The sequence below is a fragment of the Liquorilactobacillus cacaonum DSM 21116 genome, from assembly GCF_001436735.1.
Lineage (GTDB): Bacteria > Bacillota > Bacilli > Lactobacillales > Lactobacillaceae > Liquorilactobacillus > Liquorilactobacillus cacaonum.
The window spans coordinates 44,566-64,064 of the sequence record NZ_AYZE01000015.1; the positions used below are offsets into that span (position 1 = coordinate 44,566).

At 35.4% G+C, this 19,499-nt stretch carries 19 protein-coding genes and 1 other annotated feature; of the genes, 1 reads left to right on the top strand and 18 read right to left on the bottom strand.

Annotation, left to right across the window (positions count from 1 at the left end; all coding sequences use genetic code 11):
- Nucleotides 1-9: 9 nt before the first annotated feature.
- The 8 genes from FC80_RS06875 to FC80_RS06910 form a co-directional block, all read right to left on the bottom strand.
- Complete coding sequence (locus FC80_RS06875) at nucleotides 10-555, bottom strand: CvpA family protein (RefSeq protein WP_083486947.1); 546 nt, start codon at nucleotides 553-555, stop codon at nucleotides 10-12.
- Between the two features lie 10 nt (nucleotides 556-565).
- Nucleotides 566-823 (bottom strand): cell division protein ZapA, encoded by a 258-nt coding sequence (zapA, locus tag FC80_RS06880; RefSeq protein WP_057829406.1) that lies wholly within the window; start codon nucleotides 821-823, stop codon nucleotides 566-568.
- A gap of 242 nt (nucleotides 824-1,065) precedes the next feature.
- A complete protein-coding gene (locus tag FC80_RS06885; protein WP_057829407.1) occupies nucleotides 1,066-1,353 on the bottom strand; it encodes a DUF1292 domain-containing protein in 288 nt (95 codons plus the stop codon).
- Nucleotides 1,354-1,379: 26 nt separating this feature from the next.
- On the bottom strand, nucleotides 1,380-1,805 hold the full coding sequence (gene ruvX / locus FC80_RS06890) for a Holliday junction resolvase RuvX (RefSeq protein ID WP_187327443.1): 426 nt from the start codon (nucleotides 1,803-1,805) through the stop codon (nucleotides 1,380-1,382).
- Between the two features lie 11 nt (nucleotides 1,806-1,816).
- Nucleotides 1,817-2,077, bottom strand: coding sequence for an IreB family regulatory phosphoprotein (locus FC80_RS06895; protein WP_057829409.1), 261 nt, complete (start codon nucleotides 2,075-2,077; stop codon nucleotides 1,817-1,819).
- Nucleotides 2,078-2,349: 272 nt separating this feature from the next.
- Nucleotides 2,350-3,051, bottom strand: a complete 702-nt coding sequence (locus FC80_RS06900) for a methionine ABC transporter permease (RefSeq protein ID WP_057829410.1) — start codon at nucleotides 3,049-3,051, stop codon at nucleotides 2,350-2,352.
- A complete protein-coding gene (locus FC80_RS06905) occupies nucleotides 3,044-4,123 on the bottom strand; it encodes a methionine ABC transporter ATP-binding protein (protein WP_057829411.1) in 1,080 nt (359 codons plus the stop codon). The genes FC80_RS06900 and FC80_RS06905 overlap by 8 nt, the downstream gene beginning before the upstream one ends.
- A 33-nt stretch (nucleotides 4,124-4,156) precedes the next feature.
- Nucleotides 4,157-4,999 carry a MetQ/NlpA family ABC transporter substrate-binding protein gene (locus tag FC80_RS06910; RefSeq protein ID WP_057829412.1) on the bottom strand — a complete coding sequence of 281 codons (843 nt, stop codon included), beginning with the start codon at nucleotides 4,997-4,999 and terminating at the stop codon, nucleotides 4,157-4,159.
- Nucleotides 5,000-5,078: 79 nt separating this feature from the next.
- Nucleotides 5,079-5,329 (bottom strand) — a binding site (T-box leader).
- Nucleotides 5,330-5,527: 198 nt separating this feature from the next.
- Between FC80_RS06910 and FC80_RS06915 the strand changes: the two genes are divergently transcribed.
- Entirely contained in the window at nucleotides 5,528-6,646 is a 1,119-nt protein-coding gene (locus FC80_RS06915; RefSeq protein ID WP_057829413.1) for an alpha-hydroxy-acid oxidizing protein, read from the top strand.
- Between the two features lie 182 nt (nucleotides 6,647-6,828).
- Here the strand turns inward: FC80_RS06915 and alaS are convergent, their stop codons facing one another.
- The 10 genes from alaS to accC all read right to left on the bottom strand — a co-directional run bounded on the left by alaS (nucleotide 6,829) and on the right by accC (nucleotide 19,488).
- Nucleotides 6,829-9,471 carry an alanine--tRNA ligase gene (gene alaS, locus FC80_RS06920; RefSeq protein WP_057829414.1) on the bottom strand — a complete coding sequence of 881 codons (2,643 nt, stop codon included), beginning with the start codon at nucleotides 9,469-9,471 and terminating at the stop codon, nucleotides 6,829-6,831.
- 265 nt (nucleotides 9,472-9,736) lie between these two features.
- Nucleotides 9,737-11,077, bottom strand: a complete 1,341-nt coding sequence (locus FC80_RS06925) for a DEAD/DEAH box helicase (RefSeq protein ID WP_057829415.1) — start codon at nucleotides 11,075-11,077, stop codon at nucleotides 9,737-9,739.
- Nucleotides 11,077-12,027 (bottom strand): DHH family phosphoesterase, encoded by a 951-nt coding sequence (locus FC80_RS06930; RefSeq protein ID WP_057829416.1) that lies wholly within the window; start codon nucleotides 12,025-12,027, stop codon nucleotides 11,077-11,079. The genes FC80_RS06925 and FC80_RS06930 overlap by 1 nt, the downstream gene beginning before the upstream one ends.
- Nucleotides 12,028-12,038: 11 nt before the next feature.
- Complete coding sequence (locus FC80_RS06935) at nucleotides 12,039-12,722, bottom strand: metal-dependent hydrolase (RefSeq protein ID WP_057829417.1); 684 nt, start codon at nucleotides 12,720-12,722, stop codon at nucleotides 12,039-12,041.
- A 73-nt stretch (nucleotides 12,723-12,795) separates the two neighbouring features.
- A complete protein-coding gene (gene dinB, locus FC80_RS06940) occupies nucleotides 12,796-13,881 on the bottom strand; it encodes a DNA polymerase IV (RefSeq protein WP_057829418.1) in 1,086 nt (361 codons plus the stop codon).
- A gap of 226 nt (nucleotides 13,882-14,107) precedes the next feature.
- Nucleotides 14,108-15,562 carry a glucose-6-phosphate dehydrogenase gene (gene zwf / locus FC80_RS06945; RefSeq protein ID WP_057829419.1) on the bottom strand — a complete coding sequence of 485 codons (1,455 nt, stop codon included), beginning with the start codon at nucleotides 15,560-15,562 and terminating at the stop codon, nucleotides 14,108-14,110.
- Nucleotides 15,563-15,671: 109 nt separating this feature from the next.
- Nucleotides 15,672-16,430: an enoyl-ACP reductase FabI gene (fabI, locus tag FC80_RS06950; RefSeq protein ID WP_083486948.1), complete on the bottom strand. Its 759-nt coding sequence runs from the start codon at nucleotides 16,428-16,430 to the stop codon at nucleotides 15,672-15,674.
- A gap of 53 nt (nucleotides 16,431-16,483) precedes the next feature.
- Nucleotides 16,484-17,272, bottom strand: coding sequence for a carboxyltransferase subunit alpha (gene accA / locus FC80_RS06955; RefSeq protein ID WP_057829420.1), 789 nt, complete (start codon nucleotides 17,270-17,272; stop codon nucleotides 16,484-16,486).
- On the bottom strand, nucleotides 17,272-18,120 hold the full coding sequence (accD, locus tag FC80_RS06960; protein ID WP_057829421.1) for an acetyl-CoA carboxylase, carboxyltransferase subunit beta: 849 nt from the start codon (nucleotides 18,118-18,120) through the stop codon (nucleotides 17,272-17,274). Before accD ends, accA begins: the two co-directional genes overlap by 1 nt.
- Nucleotides 18,121-18,123: 3 nt before the next feature.
- Nucleotides 18,124-19,488 (bottom strand): acetyl-CoA carboxylase biotin carboxylase subunit, encoded by a 1,365-nt coding sequence (accC, locus tag FC80_RS06965; RefSeq protein WP_057829422.1) that lies wholly within the window; start codon nucleotides 19,486-19,488, stop codon nucleotides 18,124-18,126.
- Between the last annotated feature and the right edge of the window lie 11 nt (nucleotides 19,489-19,499).

Below are 19,499 nucleotides of genomic sequence, written 5' to 3' on the forward strand. Positions count from 1 at the left end.
ATCTCCCCCCTAAACACTACTATCATTTTCTTGCAGCCAGTTTTTCAAATTTTGTGACATTACTGGTGTTTTTTGTAAAATAAACTGAGCCACAGTTGACCCATAAACATTTTGCCTTACATCCACTGTCGGCCAAGATTGCATAATAATCAAGGCAACAAAAATAATTAAATAGCTTAATATACTCGACACTAGCCCACCTGCCAAAGCATTAAGTTGCCCGAGTACAGGAATTTTTCTTATTAAATTCAGTGTCTTAACCACTCGATAAAGTATCAGACCACCAACAATTAGAATTAACCAGTACGCCAGTCCATAATAAAATGTAGAACTACCACTCAAACTACCTTGATCTGCATTCCAAGTTACCGACCCTTGACTAAAAGTCTCTACTATTTGTTCTAACCAATTTCCAAATATTCCTGCAAAATTATGCGCAATAAAAAATAAAATAATTAAACTAATTAATTTGAGTAACATTATTAACAATCCACGATGCATCCCATAGATAAAGGCACAAATGAGTATCACAATAATAATCAAAGATAAAGCCATTAAAAATCACCTACTTTTCATGTGAATCTAACAAGTTTTGTAATTCTTCTACTTTTTCTTCTTTATATAGTTGATCTGAAACAGCATTGATTGCAAGTAAAACAGCAGCTCTTTCTTTACTCAAGTTGGGCATCATTTCCCTTATTTCTTCAAATTGTTCTTCAACAATTTTTACAACAGTATTCATATGATCACTAGTACTATTCCCAATGATTGTATAGTCTTCGCCCGCAATTTTCACTCTAAACCGGCGCTTTTCATCAGACATGTATATTCCTCCTAATTTGAGTTATATGAGTTTAATTTTAGCATATTTTTATACTATAAACTTGGTTAAAAGTTAAATTTTGGCTTAAATTCTGACTTGATAAAGAATAATTTCAGATAAAAAAAACCAAATCAATACTCGATTGTATGATTCAGTCTCTTCGTGTCCTTTTTAAATTATGAAATCTTAAAAACAATTAGTACTTCTTGAGGTAGGGGACAGATAAAATTATGATTAACAATTTATTGCATGTTTTCATCATTCAAAAAAGTATCTAAAACTCCCTCGACCATATCCCATTCTTCATCACTTTCAATATCGTGTAACTCAGCATCAGATGCTTCGCCATTTTCATCAGGATCAAATGAAAATGCTAAGACATCAACTTGTTCCTCGGGTTGAGTTCCAGCAGGAATTAACAGAATGTACGATTTTTCATAATCATCTGATTCAAATGTAAACAAAACTTCATACAGAGTTTCATTTCCATTTTCATCAACTAAGGTCATTAAGTTATCATTTTCTTTCATAATACACTACCTCATATCTTTAATTTTTATTTGTCTAAAAGTGGGCCTTTTCTATCCAGATAATTTTGTAAAATTAATCCTGCTGCTAATTTATCAATAACTTTCTTTCTTTTTTTTCGAGAAGTATCTGCTTGTTCTACTAACATTCTCTCTGCTGCCACAGTCGTCAGTCTTTCATCTTGAAAATCAACTGGCAAGCCAAAAGTTCTTTTTAATAATTCTCCGTAATTTTGTGAAGCTACTACTCTTGGACCAGAAGTATTATTCATATTTTTAGGCAGTCCTAATACAAAACCACTGACTTCATATTGCTCAACAAGTTCTTTCACTCGTTCAATTCCAAATTCTTCGTCCATCTCATTGATGGGAATTATTTCTATTCCTTGGGCAGTCCATCCTAATAAATCGCTAACTGCAACCCCAACTGTCCTTGAGCCTACATCTAGCCCCATTAGCCTAACCACTATTTCTCCTCCTTGTGAAGATAAAATCGAACTAATTCCTCAACTATCTCATCGCGTTCGTGTTTTCTAATTAAGTTACGTGCATCATTTAATCTTGGAATGTACGCAGGATCTCCCGAAAGAAGATACCCTACAATTTGATTTATTGGATTATAACCTTTTTCTTCTAAAGCTTGGTAAACAGTTACCAAAGTTTCATGCACATCTTTTTTATGATTATCACCAAAATCAAAATACATTGTCTTATCTAATGAACTCATCGCAAGCACCTCCGCATGCATAACCTACTACTATTTTACTAAAGAAAAAAGATTGTCACAATCAAAACACGTGCTTGTAATGATACCGTAATCTTTTTGTTAAATTTTTAATTATCTTGCTCTTCATCATAACAAGATAACTCTACCCTTTCAAGTAAAAATAAAGAGTTGGACCACTAAATCTAGGTCGCAACTCCTTATTTATTATATGAAAAATTAATTAAATTAATCTGTAATTGACTGTTAATTTCTGCTTAATTCCGCTAGAATAACTAAACAACTTTATGATTAAATACCTTTGCCAAGAAATCTCCAACTAATTGGATTATTAGAACAATTATTAACACTAAGAAAGTAGCTACAAAGGTAATATCATTAGCAAATCTTCCATATCCATAGGAAATTGCCATATTACCAAGGCCTCCTGCACCGATTGCACCAGCCATCGCGGTTAACCCAACAAGACTGATTAAAGTTACTGTTGTCACACGAATCAACTCAGAACGAGCCTCTCTTAGGTAAACATCGAAAACAATATCCCAAAAAGTTGCACCAACAGATTGTGCAGCTTCAATTATTCCATGATCCACACTTTTTAAAGCAACTTGAACTTGACGAGCATAAAAAGGAAATAACCCCAAAGATAAAGGTACAAGAGCTCCTAAAATACCAATTTGAGTACCAACAATCAAATTAGTAACGGGGGCTATAAATGCCAATAAGATAATAAATGGAATTGCTCTAAAAACAGAAACAATCTTGTCGAATATTCCGAAAACTGTCTTATTAGGTGAAATTCCATCTATATCAGTTAAGACCAGTCCCACACCAAAAACTAAACCGAGTATACCACCAAAAATTGCGGGCCAGAAAATCATATAGAGTGTTTCACCAATTGCAGGTAACCAACCGCCATCACCAGTCCAACCTTGAGCCACAACATTTGGAAAATACTTTGCAAATAGTTCAACCATTTTTTTGCACCTCATGTTCCTCAATATTTTTAATAATAACTTCTTGTTTTTCTAAATAGTCTAATGCTTTTTTGCGATTATCTTCTGTGCCCTTTAAAATAACAAAGAGTGTCCCAATTGGTGTCTTTCCTAAAACTTCAATATTGCTATATATAATATTCGCCTCTACATTGAAATCTCGATAGAGCTTAACTAAGATTGGTTCACTAACTTTTGATCCCATATAAATTAATTGCACTAATCTTTCATCATCAGCTAATTTTCCCAGTTCATACTCTTTCAAGGTCGCTATTGCCTTGGTTGAACCCCCTCCAAGAAATTCCCTGGTCAACTTCTCTTTTGCATTTGTAAAAATCGAAATCAAATCTCCTCGTTCAATAATTTGACCATCTTCCATTACAGCTATTTTATTTGCAATTCGTTTAACTGCATCCATTTCATGGGTAATTAATACAACTGTTAAACCTAATTCCTTATTAATTTTTTGCAACAAATCCAGAATCTGAATTGTGTTTTTGGGATCTAAAGCTGAAGTTCCTTCGTCTGAGATTAAAATATCCGGATCGTTAGCCAATGCCCTAGCAATCGCAACTCTTTGTTGTTGTCCCCCAGATAATTGTGTAGGATATGCATCGGCCTTTTCTGATAACCCAACAAGATCAAGTAATTTTTGCGCTTTTATTGTGATATTTTTTTCTTTTAAATTACTATGTTTTAAAGCGAAGGCAACATTTTGAATTACTGTTTGTTCATTAAGCAAGTTGAAGTGTTGAAAAATCATTCCTATCTTACGTCTTCTTGCGCGCAATTTTTTTGCACTAATAATTTTTTCATCAGCAGAATTTTTCTCAAACAAAACTTCACCGTTGACTTCAACCCTACCAGAAGTAGGCTTTTGCAACAAGTTAATTACACGTACTAAAGTTGACTTTCCCGCGCCAGAATATCCCACAATTCCATATATATCACCTTTTTCAACACTTAAAGTTACATCTTTAACCGCATTAACTTGCTTTTCTTTTTGTGTAAACGTAACATTGACCTTTTCTAATCTAATCGCTTCAACAGACATATATTCTTAGCCTCCTACTCAATAACAAAGTAATTATTTTAATTTAATATCCCAAGCAGCAATCTCAGCTGTACCGTATTGTTTCTTAATAGTTTGCTTGGTTTTTGCTGTTTCATATGCTTTGACAACATCTTTATATTCTTGCTTGTTCTTATCTTTTTTATTTGCAGCAATTATATTGATCCATTGCTCTGAATCTTTATTAACTGGTTCTACATAAATTGCAGATTTATAGTTAATCTTTGCAGCCTGTGCGTAATTCGTATTAATAACAGCTGCTGTTACATCTGATAATGAACGAGCAGTTTGACTTGCATCTAATTCTTTAATTTGCAAATGTTTTGGATTCTTTGCAATTGACTTAACGGTTGCCAAGGATGTATTTTTCTTAAGTGTGATTAACCCAGCATTTTTTAGAAGGAACAAAGCACGTGATTCATTTGTGGCATCATTTGGAACAGAAATTGTTGCCCCATCAGGAATATCCTTAACTTTTTTTACTTTATCTGAATATAAACGAATTGGCGTAATTACCGTCTTACCAATGGCAACAATGCTTGTCTTATTAGCCTTATTCCAAGCATTTAAAAAAGCATAATGTTGGAAAGCATTTAAATCAACGTCTCCATTTGATAATGCCTTATTAGGTTGCGTATAATCAGTAAATTTCTTGAATTTCAAGGTAATATTATATTTAGATTTTGCAGTTTTTGAGACTTCTTTCCAAATTGCATCATCTTGCTTAACACCTGCCATTATCCCAATTGTAACAGTTTTATTAGTAGATTTTTTTTGTCCCCCACCAAAACTAAAGTAGCCTACAATTGCAATTACAACGACAACGATTGCCCAAATGATAATATTTTTTTTCTTCATAATAAAATACACTCCTTTTTTACTATTATTAATTAATTTTGCGAATCATTATAATCGAATAAAAAAAGCCCGTCCTCATAAAAAGGACGAGCATGTCGTGGTACCACCTTAGTTTGTGATAATAAATATCACCTCAGCAAGTTGCCAAAATAGCCTCTAGAAAGCCATAATACAACCTTGCACTTGTAACGTCTGCAACCACGTCAACGGCTCAAATTTCACCGTCACCATTCCGAGTCCATCTTCCAAAATATTTTGTCTCACTTCTTCACACCAACCAGAAGCTCTCTGAGAAACTCAATTCTGTACTCTACTCTTCAAGATGTTTTCATTCGATTATTAATTCTATAGACATTATTCTAATCGAATCTTTATTTTTGTCAAGCAAAAAATTTTAAAAAATGTTTTTTTAATTTCAATTTTCTTACTCTCTACTTTAAAATACTTTGAAATCTTTATTGACAACTTTTTTTTTATAATATAAGCTCTTATAAAATTAACAATTAAGATTACAAAGGAGCTATTAATATGTCATATAGCATTAATTCGGCAGAAAAAAAATTAAGCATCATAAATCTTTTTGATCTAGAAGAAAAGTTTCAAAAATCAATGCAACAAAGCAACCATGAAAAAGAAGCAGATTTTATTCTAGGAGGCGCCGGAAGTGAATATACGTTGCGTCACAATATCTCGGATTTTGATGATTGGGAAATAGTTCCCAGTGTTATGCATGGACTTTGTGAAGATGATGGTGTAACTACTACAAAAATTTTTGATATTGACTTAAAAACGCCAATTATTGTATCACCAAGTGCCGCACATGGATTAGTTCACAAATCAGCAGAATTGGGAACAATTAAAGGAACTTTTAATGCTGGCAGCTTAATGACTGTTTCAACCTTTAGCAATGAACTTCTTAAAGACATTCATGAATCATCTCCCAATGCTCCCTGGTTTTATCAATTTAGCATGGATCAAAATGAAAAACTGAGTGATTTTTTGTTGCATGAAGCTGTCACACAAGGAGCAAAAGCAATTGTTGTAGGTGTATTCGGTGCAAGTTTTGGACGCCGTGAGCGCGATATACGTAATAATTTTGACTTTGATCCAGACTTACCTTTTCGCCAGTTAGCAGCCTTTCCTGACTATCCCAAAAATCTTGATATCTTAAAAGTTAATGGCCGTACACGTGATATTTCACCCAAAGAAATTGCAGTGATCAAAAAGAAAACAGGTCTGCCTGTCTTGATTAAAGGAATTCAAACAGGTGAAGATGCAATTCGTGCAATTGAATTTGGTGCTGATGGTATTTGGATTTCAAACACTGGTGGTCGCCAACTAGATGGAATTCGCTCAACCATTAATGCCCTTCCAGAGATTGCTAAAGCTGTAAATAAACGCGTTCCTATCGTATTTGATAGCGGTATTCGTCGTGGCCAACAAGTTTTTAAAGCTTTGGCACTAGGTGCTGATCTTATTGCTATTGGACGAGCACCACTATATGGCCTACATTTTGGCGGTCACAAGGGAGTTACTTCTGTTTTAGCTCAGCTCCAAGTTGAACTACTAAACACAATGTTGCTTTCAGGAATTACAACTATTGACGAAATTAAACAAAATGCAAGATTAGTTAGAACTAATCGTTAATTTAATTATATTTTAACCACATAAGACACTTTTATATTTGGTTCATACAAAAAAACGACCTTCAAATGTTAGATTTTGTTCTAACACTTTGTGATCGTTTTTTTCATTAGAAATGAACCTTTTTTGCAATTAAAATTCAAAGTAAAAAATATGCTCATTTTTTAGTTGCTATTGTAATTGCTTTATTTTTCTAATATTTTTTTTGCCTTTTCTAAAGCTTGCGCGATTCCAGCCGGATTTTTACCACCTGCTTGTGCCATATCTGGGCGTCCACCGCCACCGCCACCTACAAGAGGGGCAATTTCTTTAATGAGCTCCCCAGCTTTAATTCCGGCTTTGATTGCACTAGGAACAACTGCTGCAATTAGATTAACTTTACCATCACTTGTAGCAGTTGCTAACACTAACACATCAGAAATTTGTTTTTCTTTCCATTGATCTGCCAATTGGCGTAGTTGTTCCATCCCTGAAACTTTGACCTTAGCAGCAATGATTGAAAATCCACCAATTTTTTCAACATTAGAAAAGATGTCAGCTGCTTGTTGACTAGCAAATTTAGCTTCTAGTGAACCCTTTTGTTGCTCCAAGTTTTTAATCTCTATCTGTAAAGCTTCCACTTTGTGCGGTATTTCTTTAATTTGGGTAATCTTTAGTTGAGTTGCAACTTCTTGTAGCAATTTATTTTTTTGTTCCATAAATTCGAAAGCTTCGCGCGAAGTCACTGCTTCAATCCTACGTACTCCAGCACCTACTCCAGATTCAGCAACAATCTTGAATAGCCCAAGTTCACCTGTATTAACAGCATGGTTACCCCCACAAAATTCCATTGAGTAATCGCCAATTTGTACAACACGAACCAAATCTCCATACTTTTCTGAAAAAAGTGCAATTGCTCCAAGTTTTTTTGCCGACTCTAGATCAGTTTCTACAGTCGTAACTTGTAAGTTAGCCCAAATTTTCTCATTAACAATTTGTTCAACTTTTTGTAAATCTTCTGGTGTAACAGAGCCTAAATTTGTGAAATCAAAACGTAAATATGTTGGTTCAACTAAAGAACCAGCTTGGTGTGTATGCTCCCCTAAAACGTCACGTAAAGCTTGATCAAGTAAATGTGTTGCAGTATGGTTCTTGCGTACTTCGTTATGAAATGCATCGTCCACTATTAATTTGTATTCGTTTCCTACAGAAATTGGGCGTAAAATTTCTACAGTATGCATATTTTGACCATTTGGTGCATGTTGGACATCTGTAACTTTTGCAACAATATTACCGTTCTCATCTTCAATTATTCCTTGATCAGCAACTTGTCCACCCATCTCGGCATAAAATGGAGTTTCAGAAAAAATTAAATCAGCTTTACCATCTTTAGCAACTTTGCTTAATTTATCACCAAAAATAATATCTTTTAACACTGCATTTGTAACTAATTTTTCATATCCGACATACTTACTCTCAGTCTTAATATCAGTTAATAATGCGTTTTGAACTCCCATTGATTTCGCATTACTTCGTGCTGCTCGTGCACGTTCTTTTTGTTGTTTCATCTGATCTTCAAATTCTGCTTCATCCACAACTAAATCTTGCTCTTTTGCATATTCAGTCGTTAATTCAAGTGGAAATCCATACGTATCATAAAGTTTGAAAGCAATTTTTCCAGATAATTTACTTGCTTTATTTTTTTTAGCCTGAGCAATCATCTCATTCAAAAGCTGTAACCCATCTTTTAAAGTTTCATTAAAGCGATCTTCTTCCATTCTGACAACTTTAGCGATAAATTCTGCCTGCTCCAATACTTCAGGGTAATGTGACTGCATGATTTGCCCAACAATTGCTACCAGTTTATATAAGAAAGCATCTTGAATTCCCAAATTTTGCCCATGCATCACTGCTCTTCTTATTAGTCGTCGAATAACATAACCTCGTCCCTCATTAGAAGGAAGAGCGCCATCACCAATTGCAAAAGTAACTGCACGAATATGATCCGCAATCACTTTAAATGACACATCAGTAGCAGCTTCATCGCCATATACAACCCCATTGCCCAACTCCTGAGCCTTTTTTATTAATGGCATAAATAAATCTGTCTCAAAATTAGTACGCGCATTTTGGAAAACTGAAACAACGCGCTCTAATCCCATCCCCGTATCAATGTTCTTATGTGGTAAGGGCTCGTATGTTCCGTCTGGCTTATGATTAAATTCAGAAAAAACAATATTCCAAATTTCAAGATAACGTTCATTTTCGCCTCCAGGATAACTTTCAGGATCGTCTTCAGCAAGGTTGTTAAATGCTTGCCCACGATCATAAAAAATTTCTGAATCGGGTCCACTAGGTCCTTCACCAATATCCCAAAAATTATCTTCAACTTCAAAAATATGACTTTCAGGTAATTTTACCTCTTCAAGCCAAATTTTTTTCGCCTGTGTATCTTTGGGATAAACAGTCACATAAAGTTTCTCAGGATCCATATCAAACCATTCTGGACTAGTCAATAGTTCCCAAGCCCATGTAATTGCCTCTTCTTTAAAATAATCACCTACTGAAAAGTTACCAAGCATCTCAAATAACGTATGATGTCTTGCTGTATGCCCAACATTTTCAATATCATTAGTCCTAATACTTTTTTGTGAACTAGTAATCCGTGGATTTTTCGGCACAACTGAACCATCAAAAAACTTCTTCATTGTGGCAACTCCAGAATTAATCCAAAGTAACGTTGGGTCATCATGTGGGACAAGCGGTGCACTTTGCATCACCTCATGTCCCTTACTCTTAAAGAAATCTAGATACATTTGTCTAATTTGTGCACTGGATAATTGTTTCATATCTTCCCTTTCCTTTCAAAAGCAATAAAAACACCGTTGCTAGTAAGGACGCTTTTAGCGCGGTACCACCTTACTTGCAACGATGCTTGTCGTCTACCTCTTTAGGCTCGATAACGTTGAGCAAACGTAAAAATACTGAACTCAATCAGGGAGCATCTACCTTACTAGCCGAGTTTTTCCACCAACCAAACTCTCTCTTTTGACTGTTAAAAATAGATATATCCTGAAACACTAAAAGTATAGCTAAAAGGCCATGAAAAGTCAATTAGTGTTTTTTGCGTTCTTCTCTTAGTTTTTGACGTCGTGTAACTTTACGATCTTGTTGTTCTTGACGTTTAATTGCTCGTTTAATTTTGTTCTTATAACCTGGTTTCCTTTTTATCTTCTCTTTTTTCACCATGCTTGCAAGTCGACCATCGAGTTTATCCTTTTTAACATGCCTTTTCTCTCGCCGATCACGATCATAAGAATCAACTATTTCATCGTCTTTTAGTGCCTTAGGTTTAAATTTAACTCCTAATTCTTCAAGCTGTGCAATTTTTTCATCATCACTTGGTGCATAAAGCGTAATAGCAATCCCACTCATCCCATTACGTCCTGTTCTACCAACACGATGAATAAAAAACTCTAGATCATCAGGAATATCATCATTAATAATATGAGACACACCTTCTATATCAATCCCTCGAGCAGCAAGGTCAGTTGCCACAACATATTGGTAATCAAGATTTTGTACATCTCTCATCACACGTTTTCGTTCTCTTGGTTCAATTCCACCATGTATCTTAGCAACTCTTAATCCTTGAGCTCTTAAATAATCAGTTAAATCATCAGCTCTTGTCTTGGTATTCGTGAAAATCAAAGCGAGATATGGCTGCCCCATCGTTAACAATTTATAGATTAAAGCATTGCGGTCTCGTCCCTTAGTAGATAAAAGCCAATTGTCAATTGTCGGACTGATGATATTTTTATTTTCTACAACCTCTACGACAGGTGATTGCATGTATTTTTTTAAAAAGGGCTTCAATTTTTCTGGAATTGTTGCAGAAAAGACTAGCATTTGCAAGTTCGACGGCAAACTTGAAGCAATTGCGTCAACTTCCTTTAAGAATCCTAAATCTAGCGTCATATCTGCTTCATCAACCACCAAAAAATGGGCCTTATGAATATCCAATGCTCCGCCTTTAACTAAATCAAGTACCCGCCCTGGAGTCCCAATGACAATTTGTGGTTGTCTATGAGCCAACTTCTCAATTTGTCGTTGCTTATCTGTACCACCAACATAATTGGCAGCATAAATTTTTTGTTCTGGATATTCCGCTATGATTTGCTTGGTCGCTTCATATATCTGGTACGCTAATTCACGACTTGGTGTAGTGATTACCGCCTGGACTTCTTCAATTGTTGAATCAAGTGCATCCAATATTGGCAACAAAAATGTATGAGTCTTTCCACTGCCTGTTTGAGATTGTCCAACAACACTCCTACCATCTTTAATAAGTGGTATCAATCTTTGTTGAACTTCAGTTGGTGTAGTGAAATTAATTTTCTCTAAAGCCTGATTAATATAATCAGTAAAACCAAATTGTTTAAATGTTTCGTTCATTATTCTTCTCCTGTATAACTTGCTGCAATAGCATCAAGTTTCTTGATATAATCAGGAATTTGCTGGCCATCTGGCATAAATGCCCCACTTGCTAATGGATGTCCCCCACCACCATATTCTTTAGCTAACTCATTAATTACTGGTGCTTTTGAGCGAATTCTCAGTCTATAAGAACCATCTTTTTGCTGTACAAGCACTGTCCAACATTTAACACCAACAACCTTACCAATCAACGGTACAATCGGTGCTGTGCTTGCATCTTTTAAATCAAATTGCTGCATTACTTCATTGTTCAAGATAATGTAAGCTGCCCCATTTACAGTTAACTCCATATGTTCGTAAACATAAGCTGCTAATTTTGCAACTGGGAACTCAATACTATCTAATCTTCTATTAATTTTGGCTGCATCAAAATCGTGTTGAATCAATTGGGATGCCACCTTCAATGTATGGGCACTTGTTGCATCATACATAAATCTACCTGTATCCCCAACAATTCCAGCATAAAGCATTCGCGCTGCATTGTCTGTGATTTTAAGATTCGTTGCATTCGCAAAATCTACAATTATTTCAGAACAACTTGAGGCTTGAGTATTAACCCAACAAGGACTTCCATATGGATCTTCATTAGGATGATGATCAATTTTAATTAAGGCTTTACCATTAATATAGCGCTTATCATCAACACGAGGTTGGTTCGCCGTATCAGTTACAATGACTAATGCATCACTATATACCTCATCTTCAATTTCTTCTGGTTCTGAAATCCAAGATAACCCCTTTACACTTTCTCCAACTTGATAAATTTTTTTTCCTGGAAAGTTATCCCTCAAAATTGTTGCCAATCCACATTGGGAGCCATAGGCATCAGGATCAGGTCGCTGATGTCTATGAATAATAATTTTATCGAATTTTTTTATTTTTTCCAATATTTCTTGCTCAATAGACATTTAATTTCCCCTTATAATTCAAAACTCTCGCCAATTTCAATACCTATACCTACACCGTTATCCAATTGTGCAAGATACTGATTGGGATCTTGTTTGATGGCAGGGAAAGTATTGAAATGGATTGGCAAAACATGCTTTGCTTGCACAAATTGTGCTGCAATTACTGCATCTTCAATTCCCATCGTAAAATGATCTCCAATTGGTAAAAAGGCTAAATCTACGCCCTCTCCGTGATTAATTAACTTCATATCAGAAAAAAGTGCCGTATCTCCAGCGTTATATAACACTTTGCCATCAATATGCAATTCAAAACCAGCTGCTACACCCAAAGTTCTTGGAAGTGCACCCTCAATTGGCAAAGCTGCTGTGTGCCATGCTGGAACTAATTTGAACTTTCCAAAATCCGTGAGGAATGAACCACCAAAATTCAACCCTTCTGCAGGAATACCATTTTCGTTTAAATAAGCTGCTAGATCTGTAATAGCAATCACTTTTGCATCAGTTTTTTTGGCAATTTCAATTGTATCACCAAGATGATCATAGTGTGCATGTGTTACCAGAATGTAATCTGGATGACAATTTGCGATTGTCAAATCAGTCAGGTCATTTCCTGTAATAAAAGGATCAATTAAAATGTTTGTTTGATTTTTAGTGGTTATTTCAATAATAGAATGCCCATGCCATGTAATTTTCATAATTTGATTCTCCTTATCTAAAATCTGTTATTACGTTTAGTATACCGATAAAATGAAATAAACACAAAGAGCGTTATTCTTTCCAAAGTGGTAACTCAATATTTTCATACTGCAATGAAGTAAGATTTGTCATAGTCATTCCGAGTAAACGAACATCAATTTCATTTTGAATTTCCTCAAAAAGTTGTAAAGCATGAAATACAAATACTTCTTGATCATTTTGATAAAAATTATCTAATGTTCTTCTTTTAGTGACAGTTTCAAAATTACTATTACGGACTTTAATCACAATCGTCTTTCCATGCAATTGTTTTTTATGCAATTGTGCAACCAATAACCGTGCCAAATAATTAAACATATCTTCAATTTCAGTTATATTTTTCAATGCTTGACCAAAAGTTCGTTCGTTTCCAAGCGATTTTTGCTTTCTTTCCCATTCAACAACTCGATTATCAACTCCTCTTACATGTTGATAAAATAATGCACCCATCTTCCCAAAATCGGCAATCAATTCAAGCTCTGTTTTTTTTAATAAATCTTTACCTACATCAATCTTTAAAGAATGCATTTTTTTAGCAGTTTTCACACCTACACCCCGAAACTTCTCAATTGGTAATGGCGTAAGAAACGAGAAAACATCTTCTTCTTTAATCAGTGTAGTACCGGCAGGCTTATTATAATCAGATGCCATTTTTGCAAGAAATTTATTATAAGAAATACCAGTTGAAGATGTCAAATTAGTTTTCATAAAGATTTCTTGCTGTATCATTTTAGCAATAAGAAGTGGATTACCAATATTTTTCTTATTTTGAGTGACATCAAGGTAAGCTTCGTCAAATGCCACAGGTTCAATAATATCCGTATATTCATGAAAAATCTGATGAATCTGAGCCGAAACTGCACGGTATTTTTTAAAATTTGGCGTCACAAAAACTGCATCTGGACAAAGCTGCATAGCTTTTTGTGCACTCATTGCAGAGTGTATTCCCATTCTTCGGGCAACATAATTAGCTGTAGCTACAACCCCCGTTCCACCAGTATGACGTGGGTTCTTAGCAATAACCACTGCCCTATTTCTTATTTTAGGATTATCTCGCATTTCAATTGAAGCATAAAAGGCATCCATATCAACATGAATAATTTTTCTTTTCTCTGTCATCTATCTAATTACTTCCATTAGCTATTAGTCTAATCATATTTTACTAGAACAAACGTTCGATTTCAAGATAGTAATGCCACTGACTTCAAAAAATACATACGTCTACACTTTAGCAACTTGGAAAACGTCAAACAAAAAGAGCCCTAATCATAAAGCAATCAGAACTCTAATTTCGATATATCATCGTACTAGCAAAAAAATTAATTATCAAAAACTAACAATTATTTTATTCACCATCAAATACCCACTGGTGTCCATCTCTTTCTAGTAATTCTTCAGACTCTCTAGGTCCCATAGAACCACACGGATATTCTGCTAAATTCCCATTGCCATCATCCCATGCTTTACGAATTGAATCCACAAACTTCCATGCATATGCAACTTCTTCCCAGTGTGCAAAATTAGTTGCATCACCTAGTAACGCATCCAATAATAGCTTTTCATAAGCCTCTGGTACAACAACATTTTCATTATTCAACTGCAACTCCATCAAACTTGGAACAAGGTCAAAACCTTGGCCAATCTTCTTAATGTTAGTCTGTAAAAAGACTTTTCCTTCAGGTTCAACATTAATTGTTAGAATATTACGTCCCAGTTTTTTTGAATCAAAGAAGCTAGTCTCCATTTCTTTGAAAGAAATATCAATTCTTGTCGTCTTCTTAGTTAGTCGCTTACCTGTTCGAATATATATAGGAACACCCGAGAAATTTTCATTGTTAACAAATAATTTTCCAGCAACAAAGGTTTCAGTTGTTGAATCATTTGCAATTTCATTTTCCTGAAGATACCCAATTTGGCCATCACCTGCGCTATATTGTGCCCTAACAAAATTCTCTGCAACTTTTACAGCTGAATATTTTTTCAATGACTTAAGTGCATATATCTTTTCACGCCTAATATCCGATTCAGAATACGAAGCTGGCATATTCATCGTCAACAATGAAATGATTTGTAAAATATGATTTTGAACCATATCACGCAAAGCACCGGCTGTTTCATAATATCCCGCTCGTTCTTCAACACCTAATGCCTCGCTAAGTGTAATCTGAATATTGTCAATGTAACGATTATTCCAAACAGCTCTAAAAAGATTATTACTAAACCGTAGTGCCATAATATTTTGAATCATTTCTTTACCCAGATAATGATCAATTCTAAAAAAATCTTCTTCTGGAAAATATTTACTAATTGAATCATTTAGATCTTTAGCAGATTCAAAATCACGTCCAAACGGTTTTTCGACAATTACTCGATTATACCCTTTTGTTGTCACAATTTTTTGTGATTTAAGATGCTGTGCAATAGTTCCAAAAAAACGCGGTGACATTGCCAAATAAAATAATCGATTACCCTCAATTTGGTATTTTTCATCTAATTTCTCAGCAAGTTTACGCAAAGTTACATAATGTTCTGTATCATTGACATTATGCGATTGATAATAAAAATGTGACGCAAATTCAGCGCCTAAGCTAACAGCCGCCTCATCGCCTTCAATAGCTTCTTTAACAACTTCTTGTAAATGTTCATCTGACCATGGACGCCTTGCAGTGCCAATTATTGCAAAATTATCTTTTAATATTCCTTTTTTGTAGAGCTGAAAAAGTGAAGGGTAAAGTTTCCTTTTTGCAAGATCACCAGTTCCACCAAAAATAATAAAGAGCGCTTTTTGTTCAATTTCCATAATAGCTAGCACCACTTTCATCTATACTTGTTGTATTCATTATTAGTGTACTTGCAATTTTTTGATAAAACAAGTCTTCAGCAACTTTTTAGAATCATTAACACAGAATTTAAATAAGGTGCACACCCTTATCAACATAGATTGTGTCCCCCACTACACCTGTTGCAAGATCACTAACCAAAAAAGTTGCTGCTCCACCAACTTCACTTGTAGTAACAGATTTACCATCAACGGTCCTTTCTTCTGAAAGACGCAACAAATCGCCATGATCCTTAACACCGGTAACTGCAAGGGTTTTGATCGCACCTGCAGAAATAGCATTAACACGCACTCCATATTTAGCCATGTCTCTTGCTAAATACCGAACATTTGCCTCAAGCGCAGCCTTCGCAACACCCATCACATTATAATTAGGAATCGCTCTTTCTGAACCAAAATAAGTCAATGTGACAATGCTAGCGGGATTATTTAGAATTGCAACTCCATATTTAGCAACTGCAATCAATGAAAAAGCAGAAATGTCCTGTGCTAAGGCATACCCCTCACGACTAGAATTCATAATATCTCCAGCAAGTTCTTCTTTATTCGCATATGCAATTGCATGCACAATTCCATCAATTTTACCAAATCTTTGGTCAATAATATTGAAGGCATTTTCAATGCTTGAATCACTTGCAACATCACATTCAATCAGACGTTGCTCATCTGGTATCAACCGTAATAAACTCTTCTTCAGACGCTCATTTTGATATGTAAATATCAGTTCTGCCCCATTATCAAGCATTGATTGCGCACAGCCCCACGCAATACTTCGCTTATTAGCAACACCCATAATCAAAATTTTTTTACCACTTAGTAACTTTTCCAATTTCTTACCTCCGCTCTCTATATATCCACGTAACAATTGTTCCTTACCACACTCTAAAATTTCCGGAATCGCTCATACCTTTTAGCAAGTAACTCTTCCGTCGAAAGTGTACTTAATCTGCCTAATTCTTGTTCCATTGTTTTTCTTATTGCACGACAAACCCGTTTATGAGAATGTGATTCTGGAATAATTCCTTCAATAACATTTTGTGCTAATAATTTTTCTGGGGTAAGTTGCATCACTTCAGCAGCTTCATCAGCACGTTTACTGTCTTTCCACAAAATTGCTGCAAACCCTTCTGGGGAAAGTACTGAATACATACTATTTTCTACCATCCAGACTGCATCTCCACATGCCAATGCTAATGCACCACCACTGCCACCTTCACCGTAAATTACCGTAATTACCGGAACCTTCACACCACTTATTTCGAGAAGATTGTTAGCCAGTGCTTCACCTTGACCATTTTCTTCTGCAGACTTACCTGGATATGCACCTGCTGTGTTTACAAAAATAAAAACAGGTCGTCCAAATTTTTCAGCCTGTTTAATTAACCGTAATGATTTGCGATAACCTGATGGCTGGGGACAACCAAAATGAGTTAACATTCTTTCTTGTGCACTTTCACCCTTATTAGTTGCAATAACGGTAACTGCCTTGTCTGCTAACATCGCAATTCCACCCACTATAGCAGCATCATCTCCTGAAAGACGATCTCCATGTAATTCAAAAAAATCATCAAAAATTCCATTAATCAAATCATATGCCGACATCTTTTCTTGATTGCGGGCTCCCGCTACAATCTGTGCAGCTGTCTTTTTTCTATCTAATATATTGACCATTATGAGTCCCCCTTTTCATGAATGTTCAATAACCATGCAATCTTTTTTTTCAATTCTCTTCTTTGAACAATTGCGTCGATAAATCCATGCTCAAGCACAGTTTCTGCATCTTGCAAATTATTTGGTACCTTTTGATGAATTGTTTGCTCAATTACTCTTTTCCCAGCAAATCCTATTAAAACTCGTGGCTCAGATAAAATAAGGTCACCTTGCATTGCAAAACTCGCAGTCACGCCACCAGTAGTTGGATCTGTCAAAATAGTAAGATAAAACAACCCTTCATCTGAATGGCGTTTAATTGCAGCAGAAATTTTTGCCATTTGCATTAAGGAAAAAATACCCTCTTGCATTCTTGCACCGCCAGACGCAGTGAATAATACAACTGGAAGTTTTTCAGATGTAGCTTTTTCAAAAAGACGTGTTATTTTTTCACCTGTAACTGAACCCATTGAACCCATAATAAAGTTTGGATCCATGATACCTAATCCAAACTTTTTGTCTTGAATTGTCGCAATTGCAGTCAAAATTGAATCATTTAATTTCGTATTAACACGCGCTTTTTCTAATTTTTTTTTATAATCTGGAAAGTGTAAGGGATCAGTTGTACACATATCAGCATCCAACTCAGAAAAGTCATCAACTAACCAAGAAATTCGTTCTCTAGCCGTAATTCGAAACCCATATTCACAATTTGGACAAACCTGATATATACCTAAGTCCTTATGATATAGAGACTGATGGCACTTAGGACAAGCAATCCACAAACCAGAAGGAACGCGTTCACCAGCTTTTTTATCAGCTTTTATATGTTGCTGCCCAAGCGTTTTTAATTCATTAAATAATTGCATGGCTTACACTTTCTCCTTCCATTTTGTCATAAAAAGATTTTCAAGATAGTCCGTTGTAAAGTGGTTTTGTTGAAAATTATAATCTGATAATAATGCCAAGTGAAATTGTTGATTAGTCTTAATTCCACCCAACACTAGTTCATTTAACAAGCGTTTCATTTTTACAATTGCTTCATCTCTGTTTTGACCATGAGAAACTACCTTGGCAATCATTGAATCATAAAAAGGGGATACCATCGCACCTGCATATAAAGCAGAGTCAATTCGCATGCCCAAATTTCCCACTGGTAAATAAAGATAAGAAATTTTACCCACAGATGGTGCAAACCCATTTGCTGGATCTTCTGCATTAATCCGACATTCAATTGCATGTCCTAAACATTGAATTTCTTCTTGTTTAAAAGGTAGTTCCTCGCCAGCAGCAACCCTGAGTTGTGCCTTTACGAGATCAATTCCGGTAACCATCTCTGTAACCGTGTGCTCCACTTGAATGCGAGTATTCATTTCCATAAAGTAAAAATTATGATCTTTGTCCATCAAGTATTCTAAGGTTCCAGTGTTTACATAATCAATTGCATTTGCTGCTTTAAGTGAAATTTCACCTAAAAAGGCTCTTTGCTTACTAGAAATTAACTCACAAGGACTTTCTTCAATTACTTTTTGCTTATTTCTTTGTAATGAACAATCTCTTTCAGGAAAATAAACAGCATTTCCTTTTTGATCACGAAAGATTTGTACCTCAATATGTTTAACATTTTCCATTATCTTCTCAAGGTACATTCGCTTATCACCAAAAGATACCAATGCTTCTTGTTGTGCTTCCACAAAAGCCTTTTTAAGTTCGTCTTCATTGCGCACACGTCGAATTCCTTTTCCACCACCACCAGCAGCAGCCTTCAACATAACCGGATAGCCAACGTTGCTTGCTACTTTTTGCGCTTGTGCTGCATCGGAAATAAAGCCTTCGCTTCCAGGAATTACTGGCACACCGCTTAAACGCATCTGTTCTCGTGCATTTGCTTTATTACCCATTAAATCAATTGTCTCCGATTTGGGACCAATAAAAGTGATCCCACATGCCTCACACATCTCAACAAAACGACTGTTTTCTGATAAAAAACCAAAGCCAGGATGGATTGCCTCAGCACCCGTTCCAACGGCAGCACTCAAAATATTCTTCATATTTAAATAAGAATTTTTAGCCTTCGCAGTTCCCACACAAACTGCTTCATCTGCCAACTGAACATGAAGACTCTCACGGTCAACATCCGAATAGATGGCAACAGATTTTATTCCCATTTCCTTTAACGAACGAATTATACGTACAGCTATCTCGCCTCGATTAGCAACTAAGACTTTTTTAAACATCAAATCACCTT